Consider the following 216-nt stretch of genomic DNA (forward strand, 5'->3'; position numbering starts at 1 on the left):
GATACCTCGTCACACGGCCCGATTGTACTGTATCAAAAAAACAATCAAAGCTTTATGCTTGCTGATACGGTCCAGCATTCTTTGAATAATTTATTCAAGGTTACCGAACTTCCTCAGCCCGGAAAAAGACTTTATATGCTCAATCATTCGATTTGCCCTACCATTCTTGTTGAAATGGGATTTATCAGCAACCACCAAGAACGCAGATTAATGACG

1 protein-coding gene is annotated in these 216 nt (G+C 40.3%); it reads left to right on the forward strand.

The window, feature by feature from the left end:
* Positions 1–216 (forward strand): N-acetylmuramoyl-L-alanine amidase (locus tag LKX83_RS33410; RefSeq protein ID WP_227887614.1); only part of this gene is annotated, 216 nt, incomplete at both ends.

It is taken from the genome of Cohnella baijiui (assembly GCF_020731285.1).
Lineage (GTDB): Bacteria > Bacillota > Bacilli > Paenibacillales > Paenibacillaceae > Cohnella.